The sequence below is a fragment of the Fructilactobacillus fructivorans genome, assembly GCF_001434095.1.
GTDB lineage: Bacteria > Bacillota > Bacilli > Lactobacillales > Lactobacillaceae > Fructilactobacillus > Fructilactobacillus fructivorans.
Window position 1 is genome coordinate 133040 of record NZ_AZDS01000004.1, and the last position, 16919, is coordinate 149958.

The 16919-nt window shown below is 42.1% G+C and carries 11 protein-coding genes; 6 read left to right on the top strand and 5 right to left on the bottom strand.

What is annotated here, in order from left to right:
- Positions 1–12: 12 nt before the first annotated feature.
- On the bottom strand, positions 13–1668 hold the full coding sequence (locus FC73_RS05215) for a malolactic enzyme (RefSeq protein ID WP_010022991.1): 1656 nt from the start codon (positions 1666–1668) through the stop codon (positions 13–15).
- Positions 1669–1789: 121 nt separating this feature from the next.
- Between FC73_RS05215 and FC73_RS05220 the strand changes: the two genes are divergently transcribed.
- Complete coding sequence (locus tag FC73_RS05220) at positions 1790–2680, top strand: LysR family transcriptional regulator (protein WP_010022992.1); 891 nt, start codon at positions 1790–1792, stop codon at positions 2678–2680.
- A 61-nt stretch (positions 2681–2741) separates the two neighbouring features.
- Here the strand turns inward: FC73_RS05220 and adhE are convergent, their stop codons facing one another.
- The 3 genes from adhE to FC73_RS05235 all read right to left on the bottom strand — a co-directional run bounded on the left by adhE (position 2742) and on the right by FC73_RS05235 (position 8514).
- Positions 2742–5360 (bottom strand): bifunctional acetaldehyde-CoA/alcohol dehydrogenase, encoded by a 2619-nt coding sequence (gene adhE, locus FC73_RS05225; RefSeq protein WP_010022994.1) that lies wholly within the window; start codon positions 5358–5360, stop codon positions 2742–2744.
- 225 nt (positions 5361–5585) lie between these two features.
- Entirely contained in the window at positions 5586–7937 is a 2352-nt protein-coding gene (locus FC73_RS05230) for an HAD-IC family P-type ATPase (RefSeq protein ID WP_010022995.1), read from the bottom strand.
- A 154-nt stretch (positions 7938–8091) separates the two neighbouring features.
- Entirely contained in the window at positions 8092–8514 is a 423-nt protein-coding gene (locus tag FC73_RS05235) for an Hsp20/alpha crystallin family protein (protein WP_010022996.1), read from the bottom strand.
- A gap of 317 nt (positions 8515–8831) precedes the next feature.
- Between FC73_RS05235 and FC73_RS05240 the strand changes: the two genes are divergently transcribed.
- From FC73_RS05240 to FC73_RS05255, 4 genes are all read left to right on the top strand, one after another.
- Positions 8832–10217 (top strand): hemolysin family protein, encoded by a 1386-nt coding sequence (locus FC73_RS05240; RefSeq protein ID WP_029327211.1) that lies wholly within the window; start codon positions 8832–8834, stop codon positions 10215–10217.
- A gap of 67 nt (positions 10218–10284) precedes the next feature.
- Positions 10285–13320: a YfhO family protein gene (locus tag FC73_RS05245; RefSeq protein ID WP_010022998.1), complete on the top strand. Its 3036-nt coding sequence runs from the start codon at positions 10285–10287 to the stop codon at positions 13318–13320.
- Between the two features lie 126 nt (positions 13321–13446).
- Entirely contained in the window at positions 13447–13938 is a 492-nt protein-coding gene (nrdI, locus tag FC73_RS05250) for a class Ib ribonucleoside-diphosphate reductase assembly flavoprotein NrdI (RefSeq protein ID WP_081454171.1), read from the top strand.
- A 103-nt stretch (positions 13939–14041) separates the two neighbouring features.
- Positions 14042–15388 carry an FAD-dependent oxidoreductase gene (locus FC73_RS05255; RefSeq protein WP_010023000.1) on the top strand — a complete coding sequence of 449 codons (1347 nt, stop codon included), beginning with the start codon at positions 14042–14044 and terminating at the stop codon, positions 15386–15388.
- A 74-nt stretch (positions 15389–15462) separates the two neighbouring features.
- On the opposite strand, the gene FC73_RS05260 is transcribed toward FC73_RS05255, so the two are convergent.
- Positions 15463–15879 carry a hypothetical protein gene (locus FC73_RS05260; protein WP_010023001.1) on the bottom strand — a complete coding sequence of 139 codons (417 nt, stop codon included), beginning with the start codon at positions 15877–15879 and terminating at the stop codon, positions 15463–15465.
- 193 nt (positions 15880–16072) lie between these two features.
- Between FC73_RS05260 and FC73_RS05265 the strand changes: the two genes are divergently transcribed.
- Positions 16073–16876, top strand: a complete 804-nt coding sequence (locus FC73_RS05265) for a hypothetical protein (protein ID WP_010023002.1) — start codon at positions 16073–16075, stop codon at positions 16874–16876.
- Positions 16877–16919: the final 43 nt, after the last annotated feature.

Sequence of the window (16919 nt, forward strand, 5' to 3'; positions counted from 1 at the left end):
ACATTCCTCCAATTATTTGTTTAAATTAGTTAAATCTGGGTATACTGGATACCATTTTTCGTCTTCAACCGCCGACTTAACGTCAGAAATCTTTTCTCTAGTAATGCCTTGATCAACCGCACTTTGAGCAACGGCAATGGCCACTGTCTCAGAGAATTCAGTTAATTGATCCACTGGAGGCAAGATTGCAGCACCGGGAACCCTTGAGTCCACAATGCCACCAAGTGAATGAGCAGCGGCACTAATCATGTCGTCATTCAACTTAGTTGCGGTAGCGGCGATGGCACCTAATCCAATTCCTGGATATACCAGAGCGTTATTGGCCTGTCCGATTTCGTACTTCACACCGTTGTATTCAACGGGAGCACTTGGGACACCAGTAGCAACTAAAGCACGACCATCGGTCCACTTGATTAGATCTGGGGCAGTTGCTTCAGCTAATTTAGTTGGGTTAGAGATTGGCATGATAATTGGACGTTCCGTGTGAGCGGCCATTTCTTTAATGACGTCTTCAGTGAAGGCCCCGTGTTGAGTAGAAGTTCCTACCATAATTGATGGATGAACGGCCCTTACGATTGAAAGTAAGTCAGTAAGGTCTTCTGAGTTATCAAATTCAGAACGACTCCGTGCAAATTCCTTTTGGCCAGGGGTTAAGTCGCTCATGTCATCAAACAAGAGACCCTGCTTATCAACCATGTAGAAATGTTTCTTAGCGTCTTCTTCGGATAAACCAGCTTGAACCATTTCTTCACAGACTCTTTGAGCAATTCCAACTCCAGCGGTTCCAGCTCCGAAGCACAGGTACTTCTGATCGGTCATCTTTTCACCGGAGATCTTGAGTCCACCAAGAACACCAGCAAGCACGATGATTCCAGTTCCCTGAATGTCATCATTAAAGACTAAGTAGTCATCCTTGTACTTATCCAGAATGTTAGAAGCGTTAGCTCGACCAAAGTCCTCAAAGTGGAGATACAAGTTTGGGAACAAGTCTTCTGCTTCCTTAACAAATTTGTCAACGAAGTCGTAGTACTTTTGACCGTAGTCACGGTCTTGGTGATTACCAAGGTAGAGTGGATTGTCTAACAAACTCTTGTTAGTAGTTCCAACGTCCATAACAACTGGGAGAACTTCTGATGGGTCAATACCAGCAGCGGCACTGTAAACCATTAACTTTCCAACGGGGATGTCAATTCCTTGAGTACCCCAATCACCGATTCCGAGGATCCCCTCACCATCGGTTACAACAATCAACTTGATGTTGCGTCCGGCAGCGGTGTTCTTCAAGCTTTCACGGATGGTCTCTGGATCATCGTGATCGATTGATAAGAAGGCTGCGTTTTGTGGATTAACATACAATCGTGAGTAGTTTTCGATTGAATCCGCAATCGTTGGATCATAGACAACGGGCATGAATTCCGTTACGTGTTTAGCAAACGTAGCGTAGAATAAAACCCGATTTTCATTAAAAATACTCATTAAGTAGACTCGTTTGTCGAGATTACTACTTTTGTGTTGGTATTCGTCATAAACATTTTCAACCTGTTCGTCTAGGGTTTGAACGTTTGGGGGAAGCATCCCCACTAGTCCTAATGTTTTTCGTTCGTCTTCAGTAAATGCGGTTCCCTTATTGATAAAGGGATTATTCAATATTTCTTCACCTTTAACCATATTTTAAGACTCCTTTTTGTAGTAAAATGATTCTTAATTGATTCTTTTAAATATTAAGTCATGCTTAAAAATATAGTCAAACGCCAATTATTCATAAATTTAATTTATATGAGGATAATATATGAAGCTAAAAGATTTAATGTACTTTAACAAGTTAGCAGAGCTCAAAAACTACACCGACGTTTCGCAATACTATGACGTGAAGCAGCCAACCGTTACCATGGCAATCAAGCGGCTCGAAAATAACTTTAACGTCGAACTGGTTAACCGTAACCAGTCCCACCACAACGTCAAGTTAACCAATGCCGGGCTAAGACTAGAGGAACACGTCAAGATCATTTCCGACCAGGTCAACGAAATCGAGCAGGAGATGGGCAGTGCCAACGACCATGTGATTCGCTTCGGATTACCACCAATCATTGGCAACTACTATTTCCCCAAATCGGCCAGCGAATTACTTTCCCTCGGCATCCTAAATGACATGGACAATTCTGAAAGTGGTTCTCAGAAACTATTAAGTGAGCTAAAAGACGGCCACATTGATTTGGCCCTGCTTGGTTCAAGTGCGCCCCTTGAAAGTAGTGAGATCAGCTCCAGAATCCTGACATCTGATACCTTTAAAATTGTAGTTAATCCCAAATCACACCTGGCCGGAATGAAGTCAGTTCGTTTTGCAGATTTAAAGAATGAAGAATTCGTCGGTTTATCCGACGATTTTGTTCATACCAAGGTTTTTTCTGACATGTGTGAACTTCACTCCATTCATCCCAACATCAAGTACCACACCTCGGATATTGAGTTGGCTAAGCAGTTAGTCTCCGAAAACGTGGGAATCACCTTTCTGGTCAGTAATGCCATTAAGTCAACCGATCCCCTCATCTCAATCCCGATTAACGATGACAGTTTACCCCCATTTTACGTTTCCATGGCGTATCGAAAGAGCCACGTCCTATCACCGAAAGAAAAAGAACTCATTAACGTCTTAACGAAATCGATCACACAAAAAAAGTAGGAATTCCATTTGGAATTCCTACTTTTTCTTTCTTTAATGTAACTTGAATGTAACTTGTTAGTTAAACTTCTTTGTCAGTTTGTGTCTCAACTCCAACCCCTTCGTATTCATCAAGAATCATCTTCTTGAGGTCTGCGATTAGTGGTTCCTTCGGGTTAGCAGTTGTACATTGATCAGAGTATGCCAGTTCAGCAAGGTGGTCAGCAGCGGCTTCAAGCTCTGCCTTACTTACCCCTTGGGACTTCAGATCTAACTCAACCCCAACGGAGTGAGCTAATTCGATGAAGCGATGAACCAAGGCTTCCTTTAATTCTTCATTGGAGTTACCTGGGAGACCCAAATATCTTGCGATGGTAGCGTAGTCGTCATCAGCTCTAAATGATTCGTACTTAGGCCATGTAGCGATCTTCTTAGGCTTCTTGAAGTTGTATCTGATAACATGTGGCAAAGTAATGGCGATGGCAAGTCCGTGGGTGATCCCGAATTGACCCCCAATTTTATGAGCAATTGAGTGGGTAATTCCCAGGAAGGCGTTCGCAAATGCCATTCCGGCAATAGTAGAAGCCGTGTGCATCTTGTCTCTGGCTTCCATGTTGCCATTGTATGAGTCAGTCAGGTTATCAAAAATCATCTTGATTGCTTGTAGTGACAATGGACGAGTGTAGTCAGAGGCCATGGTTGATACGTATGACTCAATGGCATGAGTCAAGGCATCAAGACCTGAAGCGGCAATGGTACCCTTTGGAACCGTCGTAACAAATTGTGGATCAACAATGGCAACATCTGGTGTCAAAGCGTAATCAGCAAGTGGGTATTTCACGTGCAACTTCGAATCAGTAATAACTGAGAATGGAGTTACTTCTGAACCAGTTCCAGAGGTACTTGGAATGGCAACCATTTGTGATTTTTCGGGTTTGTTGTAACGGTAAGCCCGCTTTCTGATATCCAAGAACTTCTGCTTTGCGCCGAAGAAATCAGTTTCAGGGTTTTCGTAAATCAACCACATCATCTTAGCGGCATCAAGTGGTGATCCCCCACCTAAGGCAATGATGGTATCAGGTTTGAAAGCGTTCATTTGAGTAACACCCGCATTTACCATGTCGGTCGTTGGTTCACCATGGATATCATCAAAGATGTAGTATTGAACGTCATCTTGTCTACGGTTCAATTCATCTAAGACCTTATCAACGTAATGATATTTAACCATGGAAGGACTGGTAACGATGAAGGCCTTCTTGATACCTGGCATATCGTGTAAGTAACGAACTGAGTTCTTTTCGAAGTAAATTCGAGGTAATTTAATCCATTGCATATTATTTCTTCTCTTTGCGATAGTTTTAATGTTCAACAAGTCATAATCAGTAACGTTATGGGAAATTGAGTTTTTACCCCATGATCCAGTTCCAAGAGTAAGCGATGGAGTCATGTTGTTGTACAAGTTACCAACTCCAGCAAGTCCAGCTGGGGAGTTAACGATGACACGAGAAGCCTTAACGGCTACCCCAAAGTCAACTGCCAGTTGGTCATCTGAAGTCTGAATGGCTGCAGTATGGCCTAAACCACCGTAGTTCAATAATTCAGCACAAATTCTGAAGGCATCTTTGTGGTCCTTTGATTTGTAAACTGAGAGCACTGGTGACAACTTTTCACCAGACATTGGGTACTTGGGACCAATCCCGGTCATTTCAACGGCTAAAACCTGAGTGTCCTTTGGAATCTTAATCTTGGCCATGTCAGCGATTTGTTGCGCGGTGGCACCAGCAATTGGACCCTTTACACTAAGACGTTTGCTATCAAACATGGCGTCTGTTAACTTTTGTTTTTCGTTTTCGGGAACAAAGTAAACACGGTTTAATTCAAGTTGTTCCTTTACATCCTTGTAGATGTCAGCGTCAATAACAGCACTGTTCTCAGTGGCACAGATCATCCCGTTATCAAAGGTTTTTGATAACACAATGTCATTAACGGCTCGGGGAATGTTAGCGGTCTTTTCAACGTAGACAGGACCATTACCAGGACCAACACCTAAAGCTGGCTTTCCGGCTGAGTAAGCGGCCTTAACAAGTCCAGGACCACCAGTAGCAAGGGTAATATCAACTCCAGGATTTTGGATTAAAGCGTTCGTAGCTTCACGACTTGGCTTTTCGATCCATTGAATGGCATCCTTAGGAGCACCAGCCTTAACGGCAGCATCTCTTACAATCCGTGCGGCTTCAATTGAGGATTGAAGGGCTTGGGGATGCAAACTAAAGATGATGGCGTTTCTAGTCTTCATTGAAATGATTGCTTTAAATAAAGTCGTTGAGGTTGGGTTGGTAACTGGTGTAATTCCAGCGATCACACCAAGGGGCTCAGCAACTTTAATCAAGTCATTTTCAGAATCTTCTGAGATGATTCCAACGGTCTTATCATTACGAATGTCGTGCCAAATTTCTTCAGTTGCGAACAAGTTCTTGATGGCCTTGTCTTCTTCAACTCCACGTCCAGTTTCTTCGTACGCCATTTTGGCAAGCTTTTGGTGGGCGTTTACACCTGCAAGAACCATAGCGTGAGTAATCTTATCAACCTTATCTTGGTCGAAGTTACTCATCTCGTCTACGGCAATGCGAGCTTTTTGAACTTTTGCATCAATATTCTTTTCGATCTCGTCAACATTGGGTTGTTGCTTTGCATCTGTCATATTTCCAGCCTCCAACATTTTCTTGTTATTTCTTTCACATTTAATATGTTATCATCATCTTTTTTAAAAAGCAATGGTTCGTTGTTATTTTTTTCACTTATTATTCTGGCGGTGGTCTAACTCTTAAAAAGTAAGTAATTGAGTTTAAAGATGCCATTGTTACGAAATACACTAGCAGGCGTTAAAAAACAGGTAATCCTCAGTAAGGATTACCTGTTTTAATAATTATTTATTGAAAAATTGGTGCCGAATGAGATTGACACATTTCTGAATTCCTACAAACGAAAAGTCCGTTGTAAGTGCCAAAAGGAGTCCAATTCCTCCCACTGACCAGGTAAAGATCGTGACCAGTGAAAAGATTTTACCCAAGAAGATGAAGACCGACAAGAACAACGTCATACTTAAAATCACGATGAGCAGTTTGTAACGGTTAAATGGCCGACAAACCATTATGAGTGCTAGCCAACAAATGACTCCCGTGATCAAAACACTTAAGGATGACGTAATCGAAGTATAGAGTCCGAGGATGTCGCCAATCACCCCGATCACCAGGATGTAAAACACAACACTCAATGCAGCTGGCAAAGAAATCTCATAAATGTTAGAAACAAATTTGTCCTTGAGAGCCCGATAGTTTGGTTCGAGCGCTAGTAAGAACGATGGAATTCCTACCATTAAATCGTTAATTGGTGTCAGTTGAATTGGCTGAAACGGATAGTTCCTGGCAAAAAACAGGAAAATCACGCTTAACATAACCGAGAACATGGTTTTGATCAGGTACAGGCAGGCAATGCTGTCAATGTTGTTGATGACCCTACGTCCCTCGTTTAGGACCTTAATGAGGGCATCAAAGTTGGAATCGATAATGACAAAGTCGGCAATACTTTTAACACTCTCAGAGCCAGAGGCCATCGCAATGCCACAGTCAGACTGTTTTAAGGCCAACAGATCGTTGACCCCATCACCAGTCATGGCAACCGTCCGTCCATTTTCCTGCAACGCCTTAATAAGACGCTGTTTTTGATCGGGCTTAACCCGACCAAAGACCACGTACTTCTTAACCAGATCCTGATAGTTGGCATCGTCACCAATGGTGGTCATGTCTACGTAGTCAGAATAGTTTCGAATTCCAACCCGTTTGGCAATACTTGAGACCGTCACCGGATCATCTCCGGAAATAACCTTCAAGTCCACCCCCTGATTGTAAAAGTACTGAAGCGTATCAGAAGCGTTGGGACGAATCACGTCCGTAATCAGAATCAGGGCAATTAGCTCACTTCCTGAGATCCTGTCTTCATCTAATTGATCAACCTTGGCCAAAGCAATCACCCGGAAGCCTTGTTCCGCGTAGTGTTGGACTTCTTTTTGTTGCTGATCGTTTAAATTAAGAATAAATTGAGGGGCACCAAAGACGTATTGACCCTTGTCATCTAACTCGGCCCCACTCCACTTTCGTGCGGAGGAGAACGGCACAATCTTGGTTGCTGAGTATGGATGATCCGGAAAGTGATCCTTTAAGGCGGACGCCGTTTCGTTATTATCATCAATCTCGTTTACAAGGGATCCCATAATGGCCGCGATCTGTTGATCATCATAATGAGGAGCTTCCTTAATTAACTTGTTGAACTTTAATTCACCACTGGTAATTGTCCCGGTCTTGTCCAAACAAATGGTGTTGACCCGGGCAAGCGTCTCAATGGAAGATAAATCCTGAACGAGCACCCGCTTCTTAGCTAGATGATAAGCGGAAATGGCCAGCGTCACTGAGGTTAAAAGAACGAGTCCCTCTGGGATCATCCCGATCATCGCAGCTACGGTTCCAAGAATGGCGTTATTAACGCTAACCCCGTGCATCAAACGAGAGACAAAGAGGGCAATTCCCAATGGAATAATAATAATCGTCAAAATTTTAATGATTTTTTTGATTAATGAAATCAGGACGCTGTTCTTACTTTTATCGGTTTTAGCCTGATTGGTAATCGTGTTGACGAAGGTCTCATCACCAACCTTGGTGGCCAGCATAAAGGCTTTCCCACTGACCAAAAAACTCCCGGAGGTGACCTGATTCCCGTCATTTTTCTCAATCGGACTGGATTCACCAGTAATCTGGGACTCGTCGACTTCGATTCCTTTGGTTTCTTTGATTACGCCATCGACGGGAACCTGGTCGCCGCGATCTAATTCAATGATGTCACCCAACACGATCTGATCGGGTTGAATTAATTCATTTTCACCATTTCGTCTAACTTTCACTTTGCTTTGAGACAGTAAAGCCATTTTGTCAACTTGACGCTTCGACCGAATCTCCTGAAAGATTCCGATGGCGGTGTTAGCTATGGCAATCACCAGGAACAGCATGTTGATATAGCTACCGGTGTAAAAGACCAGGATGCCTAGCACCACGTTAATTACGTTAAATAACGTAAACACGTTTTCAACTAAAATCTGTTTCACTGATTTGGTCAATGGCTTGGGTTCCGTGTTTTTATAACCGTCGTCAACCTGCTTTTTTACTTCAGCGGTCGTCAGTCCCTCACTGGGATTGACGTCATCGATATTAATCTGATCATCTGCCATAGTTCCACCTCCAATATTAATTAATTCATTTCTAATCTAATTAATATTGTATAAGAAGGCATTCGATTTTGCACCATTAATGAAAGAGTTTTAAAAAGAGTTAAAAAAGAGACGATCCAAATGGGTCGTCTCCTAAAATTCGATTTAAATTTGATTATTCAATTTCAACGTGATGATTTTGAGTCTCTTCATCTTGTGACTTTGGAAGTGTAATTGTTAATACACCGCCATCATAGTCAGCTGAGATTTTCTTTTCATCAACGCCAGGAATATAGAATGAACGATTAACGTCACTTGATGAACGTTCTCTGCTTAAGATACGTCCGTAGTCACCTTTGTTTTCTTTATCAATGTCATGAATTGCATGAACAGTTAAAGTGTCATTGTCGTAACTAATGTCGATATCGCTCTTCTTGAATCCGGGTAGTTCTGCTTTTACAATATAATCATTATCTTGGTCTAAAACATCGGTTTTCATTTTATTGTTTCCGGCAACTGAATTTAATAAACTTTTACCAAAGTCGCCAAAAAAGTCATCCATTGGATCGTAATTTGTTTTTCTTACATCGTTTGCCATAACTAAAACCTCTTTTATTTTTTATTTGCTAATCTCTTAGCACCTTCTATACTACGGATGAGACCCCGTTTATACAAGAAATTAGCTCATGTTTGGGTGAAAAAAGTGCGATTAAGAAACGTTTGGACCATTTATTTAAAAATCTTCATTAATGGCGGCAAGAAGGGACCCAAACTAATTAATCAGAATAATTTTTCCATTTGTCCCTCTTTGTGATAAAATCAATTGATTATGCTATTCATCTTAAATACTTAAAAAAATGAATAAATACGTTATAATATAATTACTGTTTAAAATTTTGAAATGAGGAATGAACTTTGGATACCGGTCAGATAATACTTGATCTAATAATAATTTTAATAACGTTCTTCTTTGCCGCGTTCTTTGTCGCGTGTGAGTTTTCATTGGTTCAATCAAGGCCAAGTGCATTACAAGAACGACTCGATGACGAGGACATCAGTGCTAGCAAGAAGAAGAAAATCAACCGTGAAATGAAGATGGTTACCAATCTGAACGAATACCTTTCTACCACTCAGGTAGGGGTATCGCTTGCTGGAATCATCCTTGGTTGGATTGGTGAATCATTTGTCGTTGGAATCTTAGTTTCCGTTATGGAATTAAAAGATTTCAACGTTAACCCCGCTACTGCCCACAGTGTTGGTGCGATTATCGGGGTCTTACTACTTACCTACTTAGAAGTGGTCTTCACTGAGATTGTGCCAAAGAACATTAGTATTGACATGCCCTTGAAAGTGTTGAACGTGATTTCTGGTCCACTCCACTTCTTTCACATCTTGTTCTACCCGTTCGTTTGGTTACTGAACGTCTCAGCTACGGGTGTGGTTAAGTTACTTGGAATTCCAGTGGCAAACGAAAACGATGAGGCATTCTCGCAGTCAGAAATTCTGAGCCTTTCCAAGGATGCCGTGAAAAACGGAGACTTGGAACGAAATGACTACCTCTACATGCAACGTTCGTTTGAACTAAACGATAAGGTTGCTCGAGACATCATGATTGACCGAACGCAACTAGTTACCATTGACATCAACGATACCGTTCAAGATGCCATTAACGTCTACATCCAGAAGAAATTCAGTCGAATTCCGGTAGTTAAGGATAACGACAAAGATAATATTCTGGGTTACGTATATAGTTACGATCTGGTTCGTCAGTCACAGGTCGATTCCAACGTTAAGGTTGGAAAACTGCTGCGAAAGATCAGCACGACCCCCGAAACCACACCCATTACGATGGTGCTTCAACAAATGATCAAAATGCATCAACCAATCGTAGTGGTAATTGATGAATATGGTGGAACTTCCGGCTTGATTACCGACAAGGATATCTACGAAGAGTTATTTGGCACCGTCCGTGATGAGATTGATCCACAGGTCAATGAATACATCTTCAAACAGCCTAATGGAACTTTCCAAGTCAACGGGAAATTAAACACGTACGACTTCGAAAAGTACTTTGACGTTGAAATGCCCGCCTTTGACGACTCTGATATTGTCACCATCGCTGGCTTTATCATCGAACAAAATCCCCACATTAAGGTGGGCGACGTGGTAACGATCGATGGCTTTAAGTTTAAGGTGCTTGATTACAAGAACTCCTTCATTAACTGGCTTGAAGTCAACAAGATCGAACCCAGCGAAGAAGACGATGATTCGGACGCTGAGGACGATTCAAAAGATAAATAACTAATCTATCACCAATAAAGCCGAGGTAACCCCTCGGCTTTAATAATACATAGGGGAAATTTGCATCATGAACAAAGTAATAAAGAAATGCCCAGCATGGCTCTTTTATAGTCTTATCTTTTTTGTAATTACCATGGCATACGTTTGGACTTTTTACCTGACTGGCAATTCATTGATCTGGGGAATGGACGGAATTGCCCAACATTATCCCATCCTCATCAACTTCAAGCACATGCTGAGCGAATTCTTAGCTCATCCCAGCCATGGCTTTACGAACTGGTCGTTTAACATTGGACTGGGGGCCGATCAGCTAACCAGCTTCTCATACTACGTAGTTGGAGACTTTTTTAACTATCTCATTGTCCTCTTTCCCGATCACTTACTGGAGCTGGGATATGGACTACTGGTGATCTTGCGTCTCTACGTAGCCGGGCTAGCCTTTTTACTATTTGCTCACCAATTTAACTTTAAAAAGATTAGTCTGGTTTTGGGCACCCTCACCTATACGTTTGCTGGCTATTCGTTATATGCAGGGATGCACCATCCTTTTTTTATTCTCCCGATGATTTTCTTTCCATTGATCTGTTACGGCGTGGAACGGATCATTCGCAATCACTCAATGCTTCCCTTAATGTTGGCGGTAGCCCTTACCTTTCTCAGTAACTTCTACTTTGCCTACATCATTGGACTCGGCAGCATTATTTACGTCATTATCAGGTATTTAAGCATCCGGAAAGATCCTGACTTTCACTTTGTCAAATCAGTCGTCAAGATGGGAGCTGCCATTCTGTCTGGAATCTTGATCAGTGCGGTCATCTTTGTTCCAACCCTACTCTTTGCCATGAAATCGACCAGAATCACCTCAAACTTCGCGAACGGCTATCTCTTTTATCCCCTCTACTACTATCTCTCGATCCCAAGTAAAATTCTCGGCAACGGATATTTAACCATTAGTTTCTGGCTCATCATCAGCATTAGCGGTCTCAGCTTTTTGGGAATTGTTTACACGCTCTCTCATTTCAAAAAGTATCGCTATCTAAACTATGGCCTCATTGTCGTATTCATTGGAGCGTTAATTCCCGCTTTTGGAGCGGTTTTTAATGCCATTTCCACCCCATCAAATCGATGGGTCTGCCTTGGACTATTGCCAATCGGACTGGCGGCTACCATTTTTGCCGAGCACATTTCTACCCTCTCAAAACGGGACCTTGAAATTATGATTGGTGCTACCATCGGATTGATCATAATCATCTGGGCTTCTCGTGGATTTATTATGAAATTAAGTGCGCATGACTACGGCGAAATTATTTTACTGTTAGTACTAGTCGGCATAATTCTGTGCAGTCAGCTCTTTCACTGGAATCAACGCTTGACCATGGGAAGTGTAACCGGGCTTTTAGTCGTCAATTTGATCTCCCTTGGCGTTGGGTACTACAGTCCCAACGTCTCCGGCTTTTCAAAGGGGATGCTTAACAAGCAGGTTGCCACTAATTTCGTTAACAACTTCTACAATGGTGCCAACAAGTACGTCGAACCCCGCCTCAAGGGTGAGCGAACCGCACTTGGCAATCGCTACCACTATGCTGGTCGGAACGACGTTAATTTATCAAACTACTCCAACATCAACACCAACATCCCCATGTTATTTGGAACACATGACATTTCATCATACTTAACGGTGGAAAATGGGGCTATCGGTCAACTAGAAAGTTCCGTTCAAAACAACCAAAGGACCTTCAACGCACCGGTTGCCCAAAACGACTATCGGACAACGTTAGATAACCTCATGGGCGTTAAGTACCTCTTCATTCGAAACGGTCAGCAAGATAAGTCGCAACCATTTGGTTTCAAGACGGTTAAGGGTAAAGACCGTAAACCACTGTTGTTTACGGCCAATAATCCTCTCGTTGACGACAAAGAACCAGATGGAACGCTTGTCCTCCAAAATAAGAACGCCCTTCCCCTGGTTTACACGCAGGAACAAACGGTATCAGACAAGCAGTATCAAGCTCTCTCACCAACGGAACGCGAACAGTCAATGATTAGTGGAGCTCACGTTACTAAGCCCGTAAGGGGGATTCCTGCAGCTAAACTGAACGATAAGCAAAAGCAGCTTGATTACGAAGTAAAACCCGATTACGAAAAAACGTTAGATAATTTTGATAAATTAACCACCTTTACCAACAATTCCAAACGGGTCGAGTACAGCGAACCAAGTATTAACCACACGTCACCGGATACGGCACAAAAAATTCTTGATGAAAACGTCGAACTAGAAACTGAGACTCAGAAGCAAAACGCAGACGGACTACACGTCATGACCAAGGATGTGCTTGGTAAACCCATTCCATACTTCCTTAAGCTTAAACAGCCTAATCGCACTAAGAACGCGGAACTTTATTTACAGCTAGATGGGATCAAAAGCCATGATTACACCACCGACGCCAAAAACGCGATGGTCGAAAGGCAACACGCCATTAAGAACGAACCCTACACCCGGATGATGAAACTAAACCAGATGAGGAAAAATCTTCATACTCCATTTATCAATCAATACTCGTTTAACGCCGCTACCAAGGGAATGAAGAATGGATATTCTCAATATGGACGGGATAATCTTTCTAACTATGCTCAGAAAAAGAACGTTCTCATTAACTTGGGTTATTCTCCAAAACGACGGGGTCAGATCAAACTGACCTTTGACGGTGTCTCACGACTAAACTTCAAACACGCCCGCTTGATCGCCGTTCCGTTCGGCAATTCATACGAGCAGCGGATCCACAAGTTACAACGCAATCGCCTTCAGAAGCTACGGGTTAAAAGGGATGAAGTCAAGGGAATCAGTACCAATCCGAAAAAATCCGTTCTGACTACATCCATCCCCTATTCACCAGGATGGAAACTCACTGTGGACGGAAAACCAGCCCCAACTCAAAGGGTCAATACCGGTTTTGTCGGTGCGATCCTACCAGCTGGCAAACATCAGATTCGGCTAAGGTATCAGACTCCGGGATTAATCCTGGGCTCAGTTGCTAGTATCATTGGAATCCTCATTCTCATAATTAGTTCAATCGTAATTTGGATCTTCAAAAAAAGAAAATAAATTAAAAGCGTCCGGATGATCAATTCCAGACGCTTTTTGATTCCAATCAACTCCGAAAATTTTGTGCATTTAAACCTGTTAAAGGTTACACTAATAGTGATTATTTTTCGTATTTAGGAGGTTATTATCATTAAAACAATTCGCATTTTATACATCTCAATTGCTGGAAACACCCGAAACTTTGTCGAAAATCTAGAAGACTACGCTGAAGACCAGCACCAAAAAAATTCTGATCAACCACTCATTGAACTCACCGAAATCTCAGATCAAAGTGACTTTGCCGACGAAAAGTCACCTTATTTCGTTTTTGTCCCAACTTATCTAGACGGAGGAAACGGGATTGACAATGGAGTCAAAGAACTCATGACCAATACCATGGGCGAGTACGTAGCATACGATCACAACGCTGATTACTGCATGGGAATTGTCGGCAGTGGCAACCGGAATTTTAACATTCAATTTTGCCTCACCGCCAGAAGATACGCCGAACGTTTTGACGTTCCCGAAATCGCCGAGTACGAACTGCGGGGAACCGACCGGGATGTATCGCGGGTCTATCAAACCATGATCAAAAGAGCGCGGGAATACGAGGACGAGCAGGCTACCGCTAAGAAATAATTAAAAATAAATAATAAACGGCAATTGATTAGCATTTCACAATACTATCTGGTAGGATTATCCCTAATTGATACATTAAGTTTTGGATTTAGGAGGTCATACCATGAAAATTATTGTTGTTGGTTGTACTCATGCGGGAACTTTTGCTGTTAAGCAGATTTTAAAAGAACATCCCGATTATGATTTAACGGTTTATGAAAAAAATGACAACATCTCATTTCTCTCATGTGGAATTGCACTTTATCTCGGTGGTGAAGTCAAGGATCCTAAGGGTCTCTTCTACTCTGATCCAAAAGAATTAAAGGGTTTAGGTGCTAACGTTCAAATGAAACACGAAGTAACTAACGTTGACTCCGACAAAAAAGAAATCACCGTAAAGGATCTTGACTCCGGTGAAAATAAAACTGAGAGTTACGATAAACTGGTCATGACCAGTGGTTCTTTGCCAATTGTTCCTCCAATTGAAGGAATCCATAATGATCACGTTCGCCTCTGCAAGAACTGGACAGACGCTCAGGTTTTATTTGATGATGCCAAGGACGCTAAGCATATTGCGGTCATCGGAGCTGGATACATTGGGGCCGAACTAGCCGAAGCATACTCTAAGACTGGTCATGAAGTCACCTTAATCGATGGTGTGGATCGAGTTTTAAGTAAATACTATGATCCCAAATTCACCGACATTGTTGAAAAAGACTATCAAGATCACGGCGTTAAATTCGAAGGTGGCCAAATGGTCCAAAAGTTCACCGACAATGGTGACACAGTTTCAATCAAAACCACTAGTGACGAATTCACCGCTGATCTTGCCATTCTGTGCATCGGCTTCAAGCCCAACACCAGCTTACTAAAGGGGCAAGTTGAAATGCTGCCAAATGGTGCAATCATCGTCGACGACTACATGCACTCATCAAATAAGGACATCTACGCTGCGGGTGACAGTGCTGCCGTCCACTACAATCCGACCCACAAGAACGCCTACATTCCACTCGCTACCAATGCCGTCCGTCAGGGAATTTTAGTCGGAAAGAACATTGAAAAAGATACCGAGAAGTACATGGGCACTCAATCTTCATCTGGTTTAAAGTTGTACGACCGGAATTTGGCTTCAACTGGTTTGACCATGAGTGCTGCCAAAGCTCAGGGCATTAATGCACACCAGGTTATTCTCGAGGATAATTATCGTCCTGAGTTCATGCCAACGACGACACCCGTCCTGATGTCACTGGTTTATGATCCTGATACCCGTAGAATTTTGGGTGGGGCCTTAACCAGTTTGTATGACATTTCGCAGTCAGCCAACGTCCTTTCGGTTGCCATTCAAAACGAAAACACCATCGATGATTTAGCTATGGTTGATATGCTGTTTCAACCAAACTTTGATCGTCCGTTCAACTACCTCAACCTTTTGGGTCAGGCAGCTCAGGAAAAAGAAGCTCAAAGTAAATAGTCATCCGTAATAGTTATAATATCGAATACAAAAAAAGAGCTCTACACTAACATGTAGAGCTCTTTTTAATGCTATTATTGTTCGTTAAATTGTAAGTCCAAGCTAATGTGCTTACCATCTTTACTATCAATAACACGTGAATCAACAAAGACACTGTTCTTCTTTGTCTTAGTAATGTTGTCGGTTGGGTCAACATCAACTAAAGTTTTAAAAGCGGCATCAGTTAATTTTGATAGTGGAACATATGGGATGAACGGAACACCCAAGTATGAGTGTAAGGTTTCATCATATTGGTCACGCAAAACGTTCATTTGGTCCAAAACGTCTTGGAGATCTTTACCAAAATCGGAAACGTCCAAGAAGTAAACGTTTCTAACTTCGTCAGTTTGTTCCCAAGGTTGGTCGGTCAAAATTGCTGATACTAAATCAGCCATCTTGTCTTCGTAATCTTTAATGTCATCGAGTTTTTTAATCATCTTTTTTTCGCTCATGTCATTCTTCCTCTCAATATTCAGTCTGATAGTTAATAACTATCACTTACATTAAATATAGTATCACATTTCGGAGAACTAATCGACAGTTGATCTTCCCCGTCCCTCTGGTTAACAAAGTTGGATTCTTTTTGCCAGATTAACGAATCATGGTAAGATAATTAGTATAAACTACTAAAGGAGTACTTAACTAATGAATAATGAAACTGTTGGTAGTCGGATGGATCGAAACGTTGGTAATGTAATCATTAACGTCGTCGATAAGAACGATCAAATCCTTACCAACCCCTTGAAATACTCGGGAGCACCGGGAAAGGGATTTTCCATCGAAATCCCCGATTTAAACGGTTACGTTGTCCAAGGACTTAGCGGAGATCAAAATGCCGTGAGCTACCTCACTAACGTTACCTTTAAGCGCAACGTCGACTATCCAGCCAACGTTGGTCGGGTCGTGGCAGTTAATCCAGCCGAAAAGATCAATGGGACGTTTGCCAGGGGAACGCTTAACTATAATCTGGTTTACGCTCCTAGTGCTCAGGTCGTTTCACCAAACGCCGATCGTGTTACTTCTAACCAGGCAGCTCCCTCCAAAAAGAAGCACCATTGGTTTCGCTGGATTGTCATCATCTTTCTCATTATCATTCTGCTAGGGATCTTTGGCCTGTATCATTCCGGTAAAAGTGCTCAACAACAAGTTAAACAAAATCCACCCGTGGTGGTCAAAAATTACAATAACAAACCCGCCAATAATGCGGATAATAGTACCCCAGCAAACAATTCTGATAACAGCAAACCACAAAATAACGCCGATAATGGTGGAAATACTGGTAGTAATGATGCTAACCAAAAAGCTCAAAATGCTATCGATAACGCCAAAAAAGAAATTGAAAGTCATATTGATAACAATAACCGAAATGACATCCAACAAGTCATCACGACAATTCAAGATGGTTTCAACATGCTGGCTGCTAAAATCCAGTCTTACATCGGATTCTAACGTTAAAACTTAAAAAGAGCGTTTCTCATTATGAGAAGCGCTC